General features: G+C 66.9%; 17 protein-coding genes and 1 pseudogene. 9 read left to right on the forward strand and 9 right to left on the reverse strand.

The window, feature by feature from the left end:
* Positions 1-30 precede the first annotated feature (30 nt).
* On the reverse strand, positions 31-306 hold the full coding sequence (locus ACFJI2_RS16625) for a hypothetical protein (protein WP_107870582.1): 276 nt from the start codon (positions 304-306) through the stop codon (positions 31-33).
* A 149-nt stretch (positions 307-455) separates the two neighbouring features.
* On the opposite strand from ACFJI2_RS16625, the gene ACFJI2_RS16630 reads away from it, so the two are divergent.
* Both ACFJI2_RS16630 and ACFJI2_RS16635 read left to right on the forward strand, forming a co-directional pair.
* The gene (locus tag ACFJI2_RS16630; RefSeq protein ID WP_377701015.1) at positions 456-1229 is read left to right on the forward strand and encodes a transferase spermidine synthase; all 774 of its coding nucleotides are present in this window, start codon (positions 456-458) and stop codon (positions 1227-1229) included.
* Positions 1230-1371: 142 nt separating this feature from the next.
* On the forward strand, positions 1372-4239 hold the full coding sequence (locus ACFJI2_RS16635; protein ID WP_377701016.1) for an EAL domain-containing protein: 2868 nt from the start codon (positions 1372-1374) through the stop codon (positions 4237-4239).
* Position 4240: 1 nt separating this feature from the next.
* Here the strand turns inward: ACFJI2_RS16635 and ACFJI2_RS16640 are convergent, their stop codons facing one another.
* The 5 genes from ACFJI2_RS16640 to ACFJI2_RS16660 all read right to left on the reverse strand — a co-directional run bounded on the left by ACFJI2_RS16640 (position 4241) and on the right by ACFJI2_RS16660 (position 6178).
* Complete coding sequence (locus tag ACFJI2_RS16640; protein ID WP_377701017.1) at positions 4241-4642, reverse strand: DUF4351 domain-containing protein; 402 nt, start codon at positions 4640-4642, stop codon at positions 4241-4243.
* A complete protein-coding gene (locus ACFJI2_RS16645) occupies positions 4623-5033 on the reverse strand; it encodes a hypothetical protein (RefSeq protein ID WP_377701018.1) in 411 nt (136 codons plus the stop codon). Before ACFJI2_RS16645 ends, ACFJI2_RS16640 begins: the two co-directional genes overlap by 20 nt.
* Before the next feature lie 18 nt (positions 5034-5051).
* The gene (locus ACFJI2_RS16650) at positions 5052-5516 is read right to left on the reverse strand and encodes an acyl-CoA thioesterase (protein WP_377701019.1); all 465 of its coding nucleotides are present in this window, start codon (positions 5514-5516) and stop codon (positions 5052-5054) included.
* 34 nt (positions 5517-5550) lie between these two features.
* Complete coding sequence (locus ACFJI2_RS16655) at positions 5551-5916, reverse strand: hypothetical protein (protein WP_107870591.1); 366 nt, start codon at positions 5914-5916, stop codon at positions 5551-5553.
* A 112-nt stretch (positions 5917-6028) separates the two neighbouring features.
* Complete coding sequence (locus tag ACFJI2_RS16660; RefSeq protein ID WP_377701020.1) at positions 6029-6178, reverse strand: hypothetical protein; 150 nt, start codon at positions 6176-6178, stop codon at positions 6029-6031.
* Positions 6179-6384: 206 nt separating this feature from the next.
* On the opposite strand from ACFJI2_RS16660, the gene ACFJI2_RS16665 reads away from it, so the two are divergent.
* Entirely contained in the window at positions 6385-6555 is a 171-nt protein-coding gene (locus ACFJI2_RS16665) for a hypothetical protein (RefSeq protein WP_377701021.1), read from the forward strand.
* Between the two features lie 70 nt (positions 6556-6625).
* Here ACFJI2_RS16665 and ACFJI2_RS16670 read toward each other — a convergent pair whose 3' ends face one another.
* A complete protein-coding gene (locus ACFJI2_RS16670) occupies positions 6626-6790 on the reverse strand; it encodes a hypothetical protein (RefSeq protein WP_165930460.1) in 165 nt (54 codons plus the stop codon).
* A gap of 134 nt (positions 6791-6924) precedes the next feature.
* On the opposite strand from ACFJI2_RS16670, the gene ACFJI2_RS16675 reads away from it, so the two are divergent.
* The 6 genes and pseudogenes from ACFJI2_RS16675 (at position 6925) to ACFJI2_RS16700 (ending at position 13537) form a co-directional block, all read left to right on the forward strand.
* On the forward strand, positions 6925-7782 hold the full coding sequence (locus ACFJI2_RS16675) for a MaoC family dehydratase N-terminal domain-containing protein (RefSeq protein WP_377701022.1): 858 nt from the start codon (positions 6925-6927) through the stop codon (positions 7780-7782).
* Between the two features lie 24 nt (positions 7783-7806).
* Positions 7807-8967 (forward strand): acyl-CoA dehydrogenase family protein, encoded by a 1161-nt coding sequence (locus tag ACFJI2_RS16680; RefSeq protein ID WP_107870597.1) that lies wholly within the window; start codon positions 7807-7809, stop codon positions 8965-8967.
* A gap of 10 nt (positions 8968-8977) precedes the next feature.
* Positions 8978-10157, forward strand: a pseudogene (locus tag ACFJI2_RS16685) (CaiB/BaiF CoA transferase family protein).
* Between the two features lie 107 nt (positions 10158-10264).
* The gene (locus tag ACFJI2_RS16690; protein WP_377701023.1) at positions 10265-11629 is read left to right on the forward strand and encodes an MmgE/PrpD family protein; all 1365 of its coding nucleotides are present in this window, start codon (positions 10265-10267) and stop codon (positions 11627-11629) included.
* Entirely contained in the window at positions 11626-12483 is an 858-nt protein-coding gene (locus tag ACFJI2_RS16695) for an HpcH/HpaI aldolase/citrate lyase family protein (protein WP_377701024.1), read from the forward strand. Before ACFJI2_RS16690 ends, ACFJI2_RS16695 begins: the two co-directional genes overlap by 4 nt.
* 55 nt (positions 12484-12538) lie before the next feature.
* Positions 12539-13537, forward strand: a complete 999-nt coding sequence (locus ACFJI2_RS16700; protein ID WP_107870604.1) for a TRAP transporter substrate-binding protein — start codon at positions 12539-12541, stop codon at positions 13535-13537.
* 42 nt (positions 13538-13579) lie between these two features.
* Here ACFJI2_RS16700 and ACFJI2_RS16705 read toward each other — a convergent pair whose 3' ends face one another.
* Together ACFJI2_RS16705 and ACFJI2_RS16710 are read right to left on the reverse strand one after the other, a co-directional pair.
* Complete coding sequence (locus ACFJI2_RS16705; RefSeq protein ID WP_377701025.1) at positions 13580-14539, reverse strand: LysR substrate-binding domain-containing protein; 960 nt, start codon at positions 14537-14539, stop codon at positions 13580-13582.
* A gap of 62 nt (positions 14540-14601) precedes the next feature.
* On the reverse strand, positions 14602-16302 hold the full coding sequence (locus tag ACFJI2_RS16710; RefSeq protein WP_377701026.1) for a glycoside hydrolase family 30 beta sandwich domain-containing protein: 1701 nt from the start codon (positions 16300-16302) through the stop codon (positions 14602-14604).
* Positions 16303-16304: the final 2 nt, after the last annotated feature.

Raw genomic sequence — 16304 nt, forward strand, 5'->3', positions numbered from 1 at the left:
GGGGACACCGGGCCGCGCCTGCGGCCCCGCTTAGACTTCGTGCTCGACGTTGGTGCTGCCGTCGCCGATCTTGCTGGCCCAGGCCTTGGAGAAGAATTCCTTCTCGTCCTCGGTGGGAGCGTCGTGCCAGAACACGATCAGGGTGCCCTTGTGGTCATGGATTTGCGTGAACTTCTCGATGAAGCCGGACTTGCCGGCGATATCGGCCAGCGCCGCCACATAGCCATAAACACGGCCCAGGCGCTCGATGCGGTCCGGTTCGGTGAAGCTGTTTGTGGCGGTAATGGTCGGGTGATCTAAAAACATGGTGTGCTCTCTCCACGGTGGCCGCTGCCTATGTCGGCAATGTACCTAGAATTAGTGTGCGTGTAAATGAATATGCGCGGCCGCATGCTCTCCGCTACAATCCCCTGAGCTTATCAGAACTTGACGGTAGACAACAAGGCCAGCAAGCCATGCCCGCCACTCTGCACCACACAGCCGCCACCGAGCCGGCACCGCCGCGCGTGAGCACACGCCGCGGCCTGCGCACGCTCGAATTCCAGCCCGGCATGGTACAAAGCGAAATGAGCCTGGCCGACCCGGACCGGCTCGTGCTCAGCTATGCGCGCGCCATGATGTGCTTCGTGCTGTTCCAGCCGCGCCCGGCGCACATCGTCTTGGTCGGCCTGGGCGGCGGCTCGCTGGCCAAGTTCTGCCACCGCTACCTGCCGCACAGCCGCATCACCGTGATCGAGCTGCGCGCCGACGTGATCGCGCTGCGCGAGCAGTTCGCCGTGCCGCCGGACGACGAGCGCTTGCGCGTCGTCCACGCCGACGCCAGCCGCTACATGGCCACGCTGCGCGGCGCCGCCGACGTGCTGCTGGTGGACGGCTTCGACGAGGACGGCCTGCCGCCCGCGCTGGGCAGCGCGGCTTTTTATGCCGACTGCTGGCGCGCGCTGCGCCCGGGCGGCGTGCTGGTGGCCAATGTATTCAGCTACGACCCACAATACCCCGCCGTGCTGCGCCGGCTGCGCGCCTGCTTCCAGCAGCGCGTGGGCAGTTTCCACGGCATCGCCGGCAACAACCGCCTGCTGTTCGCCATCAAGCCTGCCGGCGCCACGGCCACGCCTGCCCAGCGCGCCCTGCAGCGGGCGGCCCACCGGCGCGGCCCTGCCTGGGGCGTGGCGCACCGCCTGCTGGCGCACTGGACCGTGTTCCGCCTGCGCTGGCTGCGCGCCGTGTAGTCAGCGCCAGTACAACATTATCAAATAGAAACAATCGTTGTCGTTTAGAATTAATTTTGTTCGAAATTATGCCGAACGGCAAGTTTTGTGACAAACTAATGGCGGCCCCACCCCCGCCGAATTCACCGTACAGGAACAAGCAATGACACGTCGCCGCAAATCCACCCTGACCGTCGCGGCGGCGTGCACCCTGGGCGCGGGGCTGGTCATCTCCGGCATCCTGTTCGGCGCGGTCGGCGAGCTGGAATACGGCAAGATGCAGCTCGACTTCGAACAGCGCGCCAACCTGCGCACCACCGCCATCCAGCGCGGCCTGAACGACGCGGTGCAAGTGCTGAGAGTGACCAACCAACTGTTTATCGCGGCCGCGCCCGTCAGCCGCCAGCAGTTCCGCAACTTCACCGCGCCGCTGCTGCAGCAATATCCCTTCATCCAGGCCTTCAATTACCACCGCGTCGTCACCCAGGCCGAACGCCCGGCGTACGAGGCGGAGATGCGGCGCGAATTCCCTGGGTTTACCATCACCGAGCATGACAGCGGCGAGCTGCGCCCGGCCGGCGACCGCGCCAGCTACGACGTGGTGCACTTCCTCGAGCCGCTGGAGGGCAACGAGCGCGCCTTCGGCCTGGACTCCGCTTACAGCCCGCAAATGCCGCCGGCCATCGACGACATTCTCACCACCGGCCAGCCGCATTCCACCGGCCTGCTCAAACTGGCCCAGTCCAAGGGCGACGAGCCGGGCCTGGTGATGATGATGCCGGTGTACCGTTCCGGCGCGCCGGTCGACACCGCCATGGAGCGCAAGGCGGCCTGGCTGGGCGACACCGCCACGGTGATCCGCGCACCATCGCTGGTCAACAAGATACTGGAATCGGCCGGCCTGCTGCAGGACAGCGGCTTGGCGCTGCGCGTCTACGTCGGCGCGCCCGCGCAGGCGTCCAACCTGGTGTTCAGCCACGGCGCGCTGCCGCAGCCGCCCGGAGCCAGCCACCCGCTGGCGCGCTGGTTCGCCTTCCACCAGCATGCGCTGTATCGCCAGACCTACACCGTACTGGGCCAACCCTGGGAAGTGCGCGTCACCGCCCTGCCCCAGCCCTTCATCGACACCCACCTGGGCTCCCTGTGCACGCTGCTGGGGGGCGTGCTGTTCAGTGCGCTGATGGCGGCCCTGGTGCAAAGCCTGGTGCTGCGCTCGCGCCGCGTGCAGATGCTGGTGGACGCGCGCACCGCCGAGCTGCGCCAGTCCAACGAGCGCCTGGCGGCCGACGTGGCCATGCGCAAGCACACCGAGCGTGCCCTGCTCGACAGCGAACAACGCTTCCGCCGCCTGCTGGCGCTGTCCTCGGACTGGTACTGGGAGCAGGATGCCTTCTTCCGCTTCACCAGCATCACCGACGGCTTCTTCGAGAAGGGCCACATCAACCCGGGCCGCTTCATCGGCCGCACGCGCTGGGACAGCACGCCCGAGATGCTCACCTCGCGCTGGGGGCGCGACCACATCGCAAAGCTGGAAGCGCGCCTGCCCTTCTCCAACCTGGAATACGCCATCACCGGCGACGATGGCATCGTGCGCTGGTTTAACACCAGCGGCGAACCGGTGTACGACGCGCGCGGCGAGTTCAAGGGCTACCGCGGCACGGGCAGCGAGATCACGCAGCGCAAGCTGTCCGAGCAGCGTATCCACCACATCGCCCACCACGACGAACTGACCGGCCTGCCCAACCGCGTGCTGCTGCAGGACCGCCTGAGCCAGGCCATCGCCTACGCCAACCGCAGCAGCCATCCGATGTGGGTGCTGCTGATCGACCTGGACCGCTTCAAGTTCGTCAACGACAGCCTGGGCCACAAGGCGGGCGACCTGCTGCTGAAAGCCGTGGCCGAGCGCCTGCAGGCGGCGGTGCGCGGCAGCGACACCGTGGCGCGCCTGTCGGGCGACGAGTTCGTCGCCATCCTGGGCGAATCGAACGAGGCCACGCTGTCGCCGGACATCGTGCAGCGCGTGATGCAGGCGGTGGCGCAGCCGGTCATTTTGGAAGGCAAGGAATTCTTCGTCACCTGCAGCATCGGCGTGGCATCCTACGATGGCGGCGGCAACGCCCAGCACCTGATCGAGCACGCCGACATTGCCATGTACGCCGCCAAGAAGCTGGGCCGCAACAGCTTCCAGTTCTACGAGCCGGCCATGAACGAGGAGGCGCAGGAACGGCTGCGCATCGAGAACGCGCTGCGCAAGGCGCTCGAGCGCGGCGAGTTTGCGCTGCACTACCAGCCGCAGGTGGACCTGGAGAGTGGGCGCATCATCGGCGCCGAGGCGCTGCTGCGCTGGCAGCATCCGGAACTGGGGCTGGTGTCGCCGGCGCGCTTTATCGGCCTGGCGGAGGAAACCGGATTGATCGTGCCGATCGGGGCCTGGGTGCTGCGCACGGCCTGCCTGCAGGCGAAGGCATGGCTGGAGCACAGCCACGGCCACGCGCCGATGAAGATGGCGGTCAACCTGTCGGCGCGCCAGTTCAGCCAGCCGGACCTGGTGCAGATGATTGCCGGCGTGCTGGCCGACACCGGCCTGCCGCCGGCCTGCCTGGAGCTGGAGCTGACCGAAAGCCTGTTCATGAACGATGTGGCGCAGGCGGTGAGCCTGCTGCACCAGTTGAAGGCGCTGGGCGTGACTCTGTCGATCGACGATTTCGGCACCGGCTATTCCAGCCTGTCCTATCTGCGCGACTTCCCGATCGACGTGCTGAAGATCGACCGCTCCTTCGTCAGCGACATCGTCACCGACCCGGACGACGCGGCGATCGTGGTGTCCGTGATCGCGCTGGCCCACAACCTGCAACTGCGCGTGGTGGCCGAGGGCGTGGAGAGCCGCGAACAGCTCGACTTCCTGCAGCGGCACGGCTGCGACGCCATCCAGGGCTACTACTTCAGCCGTCCGGTGGCGCCGGACCTGTTCGAACAAATGGCCCGCCAGGGCCGCCACCTGGACTCGGCAAGTTCGACGCTGGCCGCCTGAGTTAGTGAAATATCTCTTTCAATGACTGCGCCTCATCCAGCGCATCGCTCCAGGCTGCTAATTGCTCCTGGCTGGCCTTGGCCAGCTTGCTCCGGACAGTACGCGGCAGCGGCCCGAAGCGCCGCGCGAGCAAGCGCTCCAGCAGCGCCGCAGCACCTTCCTTCCGACCCTGTTCCAGCCCTTGCTTCACTCCCTTCGCGATCAACATTTCCTCCAACGGCGTCACCCATTCGAGCGGACGCTTCATGTTGAGCTCCATTTTGCGCTCCTTTCCCAACCGGACGACATCCCGCCAATAGCGCGCTTGCTGTGGCTCGGGCAAGGTCATCATCCAGTTAATCACCTTGAACAAGACGATTATGCGCCGTTTGCTCCAGCCATGTTCATACAGTAGCTTGGCCAACCGCCACTTGGCCGCGTAGAGCCGATCTGGAGATGCGATAGTTGTAGTTCAACACCCTGCTCGCCAGCGACGTGTCGCGTTGCGCTTGCACCTCGATGTGGATCAGCACCCATTGCACGCTGCCGCCATGCAATCCGACTTCGACCAGCTTGTCGGCCACCATGACGTCCGGCGCATCGCCGACACCGACGGCCGCCAGCTCCTTGTCGCGGAAACGCGGCCGTGCCGACCAGTCGATCTGGCTACAGAGTTGGGGGAAAAAGAACGTTATGAAGGGCCGGAAAGCATGCGTCAACGCGACCAGGACAAGTCGTAGCGGGCAGGCGGGGCGGTGTTCGGCATCCGCCCAGTCTAGTGCCGCGCCCGGCCATGCTGCATTGATGAAATGCAAACGGCGGGCGGGTTGCTGCTATTTGCGCTTGGCCGTGACCTGCTGGCGTGCCGCCTTGCGCAGCTTGGCTTGTTCGAAGCGGGCTTTCTGTTCGTCCGTCTCGGGCACCAGCGGCGGCACGGCGACCGGCTTGCGGTCCTTGTCCACCGCCACCATGGTGAAGTAGCAGCTGTTCGCGTGGCGCACCAGGCGCTGCTGGATATTTTCCGTCACCACGCGGATGCCGACTTCCATCGAGGTAGTGCCGGTGTAGTTGATCGAGGCCAGGAAGGTCACCAGCTCGCCCACGTGGATGGGCTGCAGGAACATCACCTGGTCCACCGACAGCGTCACCACATAGCTGGCGGAGTAGCGGCTGGCGCAGGCGTAGGCCACGCTGTCCAGGTATTTCAGGATGGTACCGCCATGCACATTGCCGGAAAAATTGGCCATGTCGGGCGTCATCAGAACGGTCATCGTCAGCTCGTGGGCCGACCAGTGCATTGCGCTATCCATTGCGAACTTTCAGAGTGAGGAATCAGATGCCTTGGGCTTCGATGTCGGCCAGCGACTCGCGGCCCTTGTCGGTGATGTCGTAGCCGCCTTCGCGCGCCACTATGTGGGCTTTCTTGCCGAGGAAGGTGGCCACATCGTTGTCCAGCTTGACGTCGCCGCCGGCCGCGACCGCGCGCAGGCCGAGCACGCAGCGGCGCAGGAACAGCGCTTGCTGGCCTTTGTCGGTCAGGGTGATATGGCCGTTGCGGGCGATGCTGAACATCTTCAGCCCGGCAAGGCGCTTGGTGTTGCGGCCGATGCATGCGCTGACGCGCTCGCCCAGCTTGAGGCCGCGTGCGACCTCTTTCAGAGCGTCGTATTCATCGGCGGAGAGTTTTTCGTTTTTCATTGCCTAAATTCCAAAAGAGACTTGCGGCCCTCATGGTACGCGCCCTGTAGCTTCAGGGCAAGGCAATGCGGCCCCGGACTTGCGCCCGGCGACCCTGTTCAGCAGGCTTTGCTTACTTCAGTACCTGGACGGCGAACCATGCCACGGCAGCGCAAGCCACTGCGGTGCACAGCAACAGCGCCTGTACACGCTTGGTGCTCAGGGCATTCAGGGCAACATGGCGGCGGCCAAGATAAATTTTATTGTGTAAGGAATTGCCCATGATGGCCTCCGAGATCAATAAACCGAATGTCGATGATTCATTATATGAACAGATTCGTGACCGTACTGTGACGGCGGGCACAAACACCGAAATATGTAGCTAGCCAGCAACGGCGTTTCTCGCCGGCCAATGTTGACCGTCACGCTACGGCGCGCCGCAAGGGCGCCTTGCCTGATAGGCTAAGCCACTGACAACGGGAGGCCAAAATGAACCAACAAACCCCACCCAAGCCCGGCAGCGGCGATGCGGAACGCGGCGGCAGCCACATGACGGAGGAATCGGACATCGGCAGCGGCGAGAAAACCCCGGCCGAGCGCGACACTGACGAACAGATCAAGACCGTGCCGCCCAAGCCCGGCAAGAGCGCACCGGAGTAGGCTCACCGGAGTAAGCTCACCGGCGCTGGCTCACCGGCCCAAGCGCCCGCGCGCCCGGCGGCGCCCCGCTTCAGCCGGCCTTCATCGGGGGCTGCTTCGGTGTGGGCTCTTCTATGGGCGGCGTTTCCGGCAAGGGCGTGTTGTCCGGCGGCGGGTCTTTTTCCGGCTCCGGCGGCGGCACGTCCGGTTCCGGCGTGGTGTGGGCGCGGATAAATGCGCTGACGATACGGCTCATGGCGTTCTCCTCTTTTTCCTGTAGCGGGCGGCACGCCTCAAGCAGAAACGAAGCCCCCCTTCCGAAATGGCAAATTGTGGCTACCCGGGGCACGGCCTACACTGGCTCATCGCTTCAATCTTGACGAGCCCACCATGAAACCGGACACCAACGACATTACCTTGCTGCAGCAGTGGACTGGCAAAACGGAAACGCTGCATGACGTGGTGCGGCCCGAGGCGGTAGCCGCGCTGGCTGCCACCCTAGACTATCCGAGCGCGCCGCAGCACGGCGCACCCTTGCCGCCTTTATGGCACTGGATCAATTTCTGGACCATCGCGCCGCAATCGGGCCTGGGGCCGGACGGCCATGCGCGCCGCGGCGGCTTCCTGCCGCCGGTGCCGCAGCCGCGCCGCATGTGGGCCGGCGGCCGCCTCACCTTCCCCGGCAGCGTGCCGGTGGGTGCCGCCATCAGCCGCACCTCCACCATCCTGGACGTGGCGCAGAAGAGCGGCGCGGGCGGCCAGCTTACCTTCGTCACCGTGCGCCACGACATCCGCCATGACGGCCAGCTGGCCATCACGGAAGAACACGACATCGTCTACCGCGACATGCCCGCCCCCGGCAGCGCCGGCCCCGCGCCGAAAATGCCGCCGGGCGAAGCGCAGTGGACGCGCAAGATCACGCCGGACCCGGTGCTGCTGTTCCGCTACTCCGCCCTCACCTTCAACGGCCACCGCATCCACTACGACCGCAGCTACGTCACCGAAGTGGAAGGCTACCCTGGCCTGATCGTGCACGGCCCGCTGATCGCCACGCTGCTGATGGAACTGCTGCGCGCCGAATTGCCGCAGGCGCGCGTGGCCGCGTTCAGCTTCCGCGCCGTCTCGCCGCTGTTCGACATTGCGCCGTTCACCGTGAACGGCCGCCAGAACGGCGACGGCACCGTCACGCTGTGGGCAGCCAACAGCAAGGGCGAGCTGGCCATGCAGGCCGAAGCCAAACTAGCTTGAATTGAAAGTACAAGAGGAGACACCATGCACACCCCCATCCAGGACCACCAGGACATCCGCGACGCCGTGCGCGCACTGTGCGCCGAGTTCCCGTCGTCCTACTTCCGCGACATCGACGAGCAGCGCGGCTATCCGGAAGCCTTCGTGGACGCGCTGACCAAGGCGGGCTGGCTGGCCGCGCTGATCCCGCAGGAATACGGCGGTTCCGGGCTGGGGCTGACGGAAGCGTCCGTCATCATGGAAGAAATCAACCGCTCGGGCGGCAACTCCGGCGCCTGCCACGGCCAGATGTACAACATGGGCACGCTGCTGCGGCACGGGTCCAAGGCGCAGAAGGAGTTCTACCTGCCCAAGATCGCCAGCGGCGAATTGCGCCTGCAGTCGATGGCCGTGACCGAACCGACCACCGGCACCGACACCACCAAGATCAAGACCACGGCCGTGAAAAAGGGCGACCGCTACGTGATCAACGGCCAGAAGGTGTGGATCTCGCGCGTGCAGCACTCGGACCTGATGATACTGCTGGCGCGCACCACGCCGCTGGCCGAAGTGACCAAGAAGTCCGAAGGCATGTCCATCTTCCTGGTGGACATCAAGGACGCCATGGCGCAGGGTATGTCGGTGGTGCCCATCCTGAACATGGTGAACCACGAAACCAATGAGCTGTTCTTCGAGAACCTGGAAATCCCGGCCGACAGCCTGATCGGCGAGGAAGGCAAGGGCTTCAAGTACATCCTGGACGGGCTGAACGCCGAGCGCACGCTGATCGCCGCCGAGTGCATCGGCGACGGCTACTGGTTCATCGACAAGGTCACCAAGTACGTCAACGAGCGCGTGGTGTTCGGCCGCCCCATCGGCCAGAACCAGGGCGTGCAGTTCCCGATCGCGAAAGCCTATGTGAACCTGGAAGCGGCCAACCTGATGCGCTACAAGGCTTGCGAGCTGTTCGACGCGCACCAGCCCTGCGGCACGCAGGCCAACATGGCCAAGATGCTGGCGGCCGACGCCTCCTGGGAAGCGGCCAACGCCTGCCTGCAGTTCCACGGCGGCTTCGGCTTCGCCCACGAGTACGACGTGGAGCGCAAGTTCCGCGAAACGCGCTTGTACCAGGTGGCGCCGATCTCCACCAACCTGATCCTGTCCTTCGTGGCCGAGCACGTGCTCGGCATGCCACGCTCGTTCTGAGGAGAGCACCATGCGTCCACTCGACGGCATCACCGTCATCACGCTGGAACACGCGATTGCCGCGCCGTTCTGCACCCGCCAGCTGGCCGACCTGGGCGCGCGCGTCATCAAGGTCGAGCGCCCCGGCGTGGGCGATTTTGCCCGTGCCTACGACGCCCGCGCGCGCGGCCTGGCTTCGCACTTCGTCTGGACCAACCGCTCCAAGGAGAGCCTGACACTGGACGTGAAGCACGGCGAGGCCGCCGTCATCCTCGACAAGCTGCTGGCCGATGCGGACGTGCTGGTGCAGAACCTGGCGCCCGGCGCTGCCGCGCGCCTAGGCCTGTCCTACGACGCGCTGAAGGACAAGTATCCGCGCCTGATCGTGTGCGACATTTCCGGCTACGGCGCGGACGGCCCTTACCGCGACAAGAAAGCGTACGACCTGCTGATCCAGAGCGAGTCGGGCTTCCTGTCCATCACCGGCTCGCCGGACGAACCGGCCAAGGCCGGCTGCTCGATCGCCGACATCGCGGCCGGCATGTACGCCTATACCAACATCCTGGCGGCGCTGATCCAGCGCGGCAAGACCGGCCAGGGCTGCAATATCGACGTGTCCATGCTCGAGAGCATGGCCGAGTGGATGAGCTATCCGCTGTACTACGCGATGGACGGCGCTTCGCCGCCGCCACGCGCCGGCGCCGCGCACGCCACCATTTATCCCTACGGCCCCTTCCCCCGCCGGCGACCGCAAGACCGTGATGCTGGGCTTGCAGAATGAACGCGAGTGGGAGCTGTTCTGCACCAAGGTGCTGCTGCAGCCGGAACTGGCGAAAGACCCGCGCTTCTCGTCCAACGCGGTGCGCACGGCGGCGCGCCAGGAACTGCGCCAGATGATCGTCGACGTGTTCTCCAGGCTGACGGCCGAGCAGGTGATCGAACGGCTGGACAGCGCGCAGATCGCCAACGCGCACATGAACGACATGCACGACCTGTGGCAGCACGCGCAGCTCAAAGCGCGCGAGCGCTGGGTGGAAGTCGGCACGCCGGCCGGCCCCATGCCCGCGCTGCTGCCGCCCGGCGTGCCGAACACCTATGAGGCGCGGATGGATGCCGTGCCGGCCCTGGGCCAGCACACGGACGCGATCCTGGCGAAGCTGGGCTATGGCGCCGACGCCATCGCCGCCCTGCATGCCGCCCACGCCGTCTAAAGCGGCGGGTTACGGCTGGCGCCTGACCCGCCCTACGGATTTTTCGCGACAACAGACAGCACGTAGGGCGGGTTAGCGAAGCGTAACCCGCCAACACCGGAGACACCATGAACGCCATCAACCACCCCAGCCTGGCCCTGGCCACCTTCGCCGCCACGCTGCAATTCGAAACCATTCCGCACGACGTGCTGCGCCGCGCCGAGGACTTGATGCTGGACTGGGCCGGCTCCGCGCTGGCCGGCAAGGGCGCGCGTCCGGTTGAAACCATCGCCCGCTACGCCGAACAGATGGGCGGCGCACCCAACGCCGGCCCATGCGAAATCCTGATCTCCCGCACCCACGCCACGCCCATGTTCGCCGCCATGGTGAACGCCGCCGCCTCCCACTACGCGGAGCAGGACGACGTCCACAACGGCTCCGTGTTCCACCCCGCCGCCGTGGTCTTTCCGGCCGCGCTGGCGGTGGCGCAGTCGCTGGGCAGCTCGGGCCGCGAGCTGCTGACCGCCGTGGTGGCGGGCTACGAGGTGGGCATCCGCGTCGGCGAATTCCTCGGCCGCCCGCACTACAAGATCTTCCACACCACCGGCACCGCCGGCACCATCGCCGCCGCTGCCGCAGCCGGCCGCCTGCTCAAGCTCACGCCGGAGCAGATGCTGCACGCCTTCGGCTCGGCCGGCACGCAAGCGGCCGGCTTATGGGAATTCCTGCGCGACGCCGCCGACTCCAAGCAGCTGCACACCGCCAAAGCCGCCAGCGACGGCCTGATGTCCGCCTACCTGGCACAGGCCGGCTTTACCGGCGCGCGCCGCATCCTGGAGGGCGCGCAGGGCATGGGCGCCGGCATGACGCAGGGCGCCGATCCGGCCAGGCTGATCGACCGCCTCGGCTTCCGCTGGACGCTGGCCGAAACCTCGTTCAAGTTCCACGCCAGCTGCCGCCACACCCATCCGGCCGCCGACGCGCTGCAGCTGGTGATGCGCGAGCACGGCCTGGCGCCGGACCAGATCTCCCGCGTCGACTGCCTGGTGCACCAGGGCGCCATCGACGTGCTGGGACCCGTGGTGAACCCGCAAACGGTGCACCAGGCCAAATTCTCCATGGGCACGGTGCTGGGCCTGATCGCCGAATTCGGCAGTGCCGGGCTGACCGAGTTCGATACCAGCTTCAATGCCCAGCGCGTTGTCCAATTCCGTGGCAAAGTACACATGGTGCTCGACACGGAGGTTGACCAGGCCTACCCGGCGCGCTGGATAGGCAAGGTCATCGTGCACACCACGGACGGCCGCATGCTGCCCGGCCGCGTTGACCAACCCAAAGGAGACCCCGGCAACACCCTGAGCCGCACCGAGCTGGAAGATAAAGCCGCGCGCCTGGCCGCCTTCAGCGGGGCCGCCACGCCGGCTGAAATGGCCGCCCTGGCCGACAAAATCTGGTCCATAAGCCGCATTACCGATATGGGAGACTTGTTATGAGCACTGCCGTACATGCTGCCCCACCCGACGCCAGGCTGGCCCTGGCCCATTCTTTCCTGTTTGTCCCCGGCGACCGGCCCGACCGTTTCGCCAAGGCCTGCGCCTCGGGCGCGGACGCCGTCATCATCGACCTGGAAGACGCGGTAGCGCCCAGCGCCAAGGGCGCGGCACGCGACGCGCTGGAGAACTGGCTGTCCAGCCCCGAAGGCCGCGCGCCGCACGTGCCGGTGCTGGTGCGCGTGAACTGCGTGAACTCCGGCTGCTTCGGCGACGACCTGATCCTGTGCCACCGCCCCGGCATCGCCGGCATCGTGCTGCCCAAGGCCGAGCGCGTGGCCGACGTGGCCAGCGCCTCGTCCAGCGCGCCGCTGTTCCCGCTGATCGAGACCGCCGCCGGCTTTGCCAACATGAGCCAGATCGTCACCGCGCCGCGCGTGCAGCGCCTGCTGTTCGGCTCCATCGACTTCAAGCTGGATATGGGCATCCACGGCGACCGCGAGGAGCTGACCTTCTTCCGTTCGCAGATCGTGCTCGCTTCGCGCCTGGCCGGCCTGCGCGCGCCGGTGGACGGCGTGACGCTGGCCATCGAGGGCGGCGCCACCGAGGAAGACGCGCGCCACGCGCACCGCATGGGCTTCGGCGGCAAGCTGTGCATCCATCCCGGCCAGCTGGACGCGGTCAACCGCGCCTTCCTGCCGTCCGGCGAGGAAGTGGCATGGGCGCAGCGCGTGCTGTCGGCCGCCGAAAGCGCGCGCGGCGCGGCGGTGGCCGTGGACGGCAAGATGATAGACAAGCCAGTGCTGCTGCTGGCGCAGCGCATCGCCTCCGAGGCGGCGCGAAAGAATTTGCACTAACCCCGCATTAAAACCCGCAAAGGGCCATCAAGAGCCCTTCATCAAAGGAGATACCATGAAACTGCAATCCCTGCTGTTCGCCGCCGTTACCGTCTTTGCGGCCAGCGCCTACGCGCAAAACCCCATCGTCATCAAGTTCAGCCACGTTGTCGCAGCCGATACGCCGAAAGGCAAAGGCGCCCAGAAGTTCAAGGAGCTGGCCGAAGCGGCCACCAAGGGCCGCGTGAAGATCGAGCTGTATCCGAACAGCCAGCTGTACAAGGACAAGGAGGAGCTCGAGGCGCTGCAGCTGGGATCGGTACAGATGCTGGCGCCCTCGCTGTCCAAGTTCGGCCCGCTGGGGGTGAAGGAATTCGAAGTCTATGACCTGCCCTATATCCTGCCGAGCAAGGCGGCCCTGGCGCGCGTGAACGAAGGCCCGGTCGGCAAGTCGCTGCTGAAGAAACTGGAATCGAAGGGCATCGTCGGCCTGGCGTTCTGGGACAACGGCTTCAAGGAGATGACCGCCAACAAGCCGCTGCGCACGCCGGCCGATTTCAAGGGCACCAAGATGCGCATCCAGTCGTCCAAGGTGCTGGACGCGCAGATGCGGGCGCTGGGCGCCAATCCGCAGGTGCTGGCCTTCTCCGAGGTCTACCAGGCCATGCAGACCGGCGTGGTGGACGGCAGCGAGAACACGCCGTCCAACATCTACACCCAGAAGGTGCATGAGGTGCAGAAGCACCTGACCGTCTCCGACCACGGCTACATCGGCTACGCCGTCATCGTGAACAAGAAATTCTGGGACGCGCTGCCGGCCGACATCCGCACCTCGCTCGACGGCGCCATGAAGGAAGCCACCAAGTACGCCAACGACATCGCGCAGAAGGAGAACGACGCCGCGCTGGACGCCATCCGCAAGTCCGGCAAGACCGAGGTGTACACCTTGACGCCGCAGGAAAAGGCCGCCTGGCGCGCCGCCCTGCTGCCGGTGCAGAAGACCATGGAAGACCGCATCGGCAAGGAGCTGATCGCGACCTTCAACAAGGAAGCCGCTGCCGCCGAAGGCAAGTAAGGCGCGGGGGCGCCGGCGGGTTACGCCTGCGGCTAACCCGCCCTACGCGTTCGCGTTCGCGTTTTCGTTTGCGTAGGGCGGGTTAGCGGCATCGCCGCGCAAGCCGCCGTCCGCAGGCTCCATGTTGCAAATGAAATCCACCAGCTCGCGCGCATACAGCGGCAGCGCGTCGAGCTTCTGGACCACTACGCTGCGTTCGCGCACCGCCCACGGTTCCGTCAGTTCCACCAGCGCCAGCTTCATGCCCCGGCTCAGACGCAGCGCGGAGGAATGCGGCAGGATCGCTATCCCCACATTGTTCTCCACCATGCGGCACATGGCCTCGAAGCCGCGCACCTGGATGCGCAGCTGGAGGCGCTGCCCCGCCTCGTGCGCAGCGCGCGCCAGGAAGTGCTGCAAGGTGCTGCCTTCGTGCAGGCCGATGTGCTGGTAGTCCAGCGTTTCGGCAAAGCCGATCTGGCCGCGCCCGGCCAGCGGATGGTCCTGCGCCGTGGCCAGCACCAGGCGGTCGGTGGAAAACGGGATGATCTCCAGCCCCGCGCCCTGCACCGGCCCGGCCGCGATGCCGATGTCGGCCGTGCCTTCCTGCACGCCGCGGATGATGTCCTGGTTCAGCCTTTCCTCCAGCGCCACGTTCACCTGCGGATGCACGCCGAGGAAGCGGCCCAGCACTTCCGGCATGAATTCGGTGACGGCGGTGGTGTTGGCGAAGATGCGGATGTGGCCCTTGATGCCGTTGTTGTATTGCTGCATCTCGCTTTTCAGGCGCTCCACCAGCTGCATGAACTGCTGCGCGTGCGCCAGCAGCGTTTCGCCGGCCGGCGACAGCTGCACGCCCTTGTTCTCGCGGTACAGCAGCCGCGTGCCGAAGCGCGCCTCCAGCTCCTTGACGCGGTTGCTGGCCGCCGCCAGCGACATGTGCATGCGCTCCGCGCTGCGGGTGAGGCTTTTGAGTTCGGCGATGCAGATAAACAGGCGTAAGTCGGTCAAATCGAACAGCATGGCGCTCCTCTGGGCTAAGCGCCGATTCTACGCCGAATCACGTCCTGCCGCTGTGCGGGGAGCTAAGGTTGAGCCCGCCAGACATAGGTGGCGATGCTGGCCGGCGGCAGCGTGGCGCTGTAGGCTTGCGGCGCGGCGCGGACGGTGAAGGTGCGCGCTTCGGCGGCGGAATTGACGGCGATGAGCACCAGGCTGCCGTCCTGGTTCTCGAAGGCGGCAGTGTCGAGGCCGTCCCTGGCCTGGGCGCCGCCGAGCAGCCAGGCGCCTGGGCGCACGAAGCGGCTGGCGTGGGCCAGGGCGTAGTATTCGGGATTGCGCGTGACGGCGCCCCCGTCCACCGTGACCACGCCGCGGCAGCCGCGGCAACCGCCGATGCGCGGGCCACCCTGCCCGTCCAACGCCAGGTTGCCGAACAGGATGCCCCTGGCCGCGCCGCGCGCGGCGCCTTGCACCAGCGTGCGGCCGAAGTGCGTGAGGTTGTCGCGCCAGGCGGGCGCCCAGGCGCCGCCGGAACATTCGGTGAGGTAGCTGTCCTTGCCGGGATGGGCGGCGGCCACGCCGGCCTGGGCGTCCACGCCGCCGGCGTAGCAGTGCCACGCCACGCCGGCCACGTAGGGACCGGCGGCTTTGTCGGCCAGTACCTTGAGCGCGGACTGCGGCGTATCGCGGTTGCCGTCCCATTCGAGGATCAGCGGGCCTTCGTCCTCCAGCAGCGGGCCGAGGTGCTTGCCGATCAGCTGCGCGCGGGCGGCATCGTCCAGCCGCATGCCGGGGGTGTCGGCCGGTTCGGCGCCGGGGTCGTTCTGCACGGTGATGGCGTGGATGGGGATGCCTTCTTCCAGGTACACGTCCACGTAGCGCTTCAGGTAGCGGGCGTAGGCGTCGAAGGCGTCGGGCTTGAGCGTGCCTTGCAGCAGGCTGCCGCTGGTCTTCATCCAGGCGGGGGCGCTGGAGGGGCTGGCGATCAGTTCCAGCCCGGGGTTCTGCGCGAGCGCGTCCTGCACCAGGGGCAGCAGATAGGCGCGGTCCGGGTCGATGGAGAACTGGGCCAGGCCGTCGTCGGTCTGGCCGGGGGGAAGGTCGTCGTAGCTGTACTGGCTGGGCGCGAATTCGTTGGCGCCCAGCGGCAGCCGCGCCACGCTGAGGGCGATGCCCGGCGGTGGGCCAAACAGTTCGGCCAACAGCGAGCGGCGCTGCGCGGCGTCCAGCTTTTCCGCCAGCAGCCACGCGGACGAGGCGCTCAGCGCGGCGCCGAAGCCGGACATTTGCTGGCGGCGCGCACTGCGGTCGATGTCGATCGCCAGCGGCGCGGCCGGCAGCGGGCCGGCCGTCTCCACGCCGGGCGACCAGGGCGTGAGCGCGCGCGGCAGCTCTCCCAGCGTCAGGTCCGGCTGGCGTTGCAGCAGGCGGGCCTGGTCGCCGGTGGTCAGCCACACTGCCACGGCGCCGGGCGCAGGCAGGTCGGCGGACGGCCCGGCCTGCGCGGGCCGGGAGGCGTTGCCGGGCGCAGCGGCGCGGGGCTGCGCTGCAGGGCCTGCGGCCGCGCGGGAAGCGGCTGCCGCCGCGCCAGGCTGCTGGGCCCTGGCCGCCAAGGTTGCGGCGCCGGGCACCGCTGCGGCGTCCTTGGCGGCCGGGCGCCTGGCGCCGGACAGGCCGCCTGCGCAGCCGCCGAGGACCAGCGCCAGCAGGGACGCCAGCACCAAAGCCCGCGCCCCGGGGGGCGCAGCGGCGCGCGCGATGGCGACAGCCCTGCTGCGCGCCATGG

Source organism: Pseudoduganella sp. UC29_71 (assembly GCF_042693265.1).
Classification (GTDB): Bacteria; Pseudomonadota; Gammaproteobacteria; order Burkholderiales; family Burkholderiaceae_D; genus Rugamonas.